Origin of the sequence: Stenotrophomonas mori, from assembly GCF_023556335.1 — a bacterium.
In the GTDB taxonomy this organism is placed as follows: domain Bacteria; phylum Pseudomonadota; class Gammaproteobacteria; order Xanthomonadales; family Xanthomonadaceae; genus Stenotrophomonas; species Stenotrophomonas mori.
Genome location: NZ_JAIKTS010000003.1, coordinates 1 through 1,577, shown reverse-complemented (window position 1 = coordinate 1,577; position 1,577 = coordinate 1). Strand labels below are relative to the sequence as shown.

1 protein-coding gene is annotated in these 1,577 nt (G+C 73.3%); it reads right to left on the bottom strand.

Annotated features, from left to right (window positions below; genetic code table 11):
• The coding region (locus K5L01_RS09560; protein WP_250064168.1) for a DUF7507 domain-containing protein at positions 1 to 1,577 on the bottom strand (1,577 nt) is incomplete at both ends.

Here is a 1,577-nt window from a genome sequence, read left to right as displayed (position 1 = left end):
ACCGGCCGCCAGCGTGGTCGACGGGCAGGTCACCGGGCTCAGGCCGGCCAGGGCATCGAGCACCGTCACGCCGCTCAGCGCCACATCGCCGCTGTTCTTCAGCTCGAAGGCGTAGGTGATCGTGTCGCCCAAGCCGTACGGGCCGGTCGAGCTGACCGTCTTCTCCAGCTCCAGTGCCGGGGCCTGCACGATCGGGGTGTCGGTCTGCGACGGCGGGGTGGTCACCGCCGGCGGAGCCGGGGTGCCCGGGGTTGCCGGCGGGGTGCCCTGCGCAGTCGCGCTGTTGTGCACGTTGCCGGCAGCCACGTCGGCCGCGGCCACCGTGTAGCTGGCCGTGCAGGTCATCGCGGCACCGGCCGCCAGCGTGGTCGACGGGCAGGTCACCGGGCTCAGGCCGGCCAGGGCATCGAGCACCGTCACGCCGCTCAGCGCCACATCGCCGCTGTTCTTCAGCTCGAAGGCGTAGGTGATCGTGTCGCCCAGGCCGTACGGGCCGGTCGAGCTGACCGTCTTCTCCAGCTCCAGTGCCGGGGCCTGCACGATCGGGGTGTCGGTCTGCGACGGCGGGGTGGTCACCGCCGGCGGGGCCGGGTTGCCCGGGGTCGCCGGCGGGGTGCCCTGCGCGGTCGCGCTGTTGTGCACGTTGCCGGCAGCCACGTCGGCCGCGGCCACCGTGTAGCTGGCCGTGCAGGTCATCGCGGCACCGGCCGCCAGTGTGGTCGAGGGGCAGGTCACCGGGCTCAGGCCGGCCAGGGCATCGAGCACCGTCACGCCGCTCAGCGCCACATCGCCGCTGTTCTTCAGCTCGAAGGCGTAGGTGATCGTGTCGCCCAGGCCGTACGGGCCGGTCGAGCTGACCTTCTTCTCCAGCTCCAGTGCCGGGGCCTGCACGATCGGGGTGTCGGTCTGCGACGGCGGGGTGGTCACCGCCGGCGGGGCCGGGTTGCCCGGGGTCGCCGGCGGGGTGCCCTGCGCGGTCGCGCTGTTGTGCACGTTGCCGGCGGCCACGTCGGCCGCGGCCACCGTGTAGCTGGCCGTGCAGGTCATCGCGGCACCGGCCGCCAGTGTGGTCGAGGGGCAGGTCACCGGGCTCAGGCCGGCCAGGGCATCGAGCACCGTCACGCCGCTCAGCGCCACATCGCCGCTGTTCTTCAGCTCGAAGGCGTAGGTGATCGTGTCGCCCAGGCCGTACGGGCCGGTCGAGCTGACCTTCTTCTCCAGCTCCAGTGCCGGGGCCTGCACGATCGGGGTGTCGGTCTGCGACGGCGGGGTGGTCACCGCCGGCGGGGCCGGGGTGCCCGGAGTCGCCGGCGGGGTGCCCTGCGCGGTCGCGCTGTTGTGCACGTTGCCGGCGGCCACGTCGGCCGCGGCCACCGTGTAGCTGGCCGTGCAGGTCATCGCGGCACCGGCCGCCAGCGTCGTCGACGGGCAGGTCACCGGGCTCAGGCCGGCCAGGGCATCGAGCACCGTCACGCCGCTCAGCGCCACGTCGCCGCTGTTCTTCAGCTCGAAGGCGTAGGTGATCGTGTCGCCCAGGCCGTACGGGCCGGTCGAGCTGACCTTCTTCTCCAGCTCCA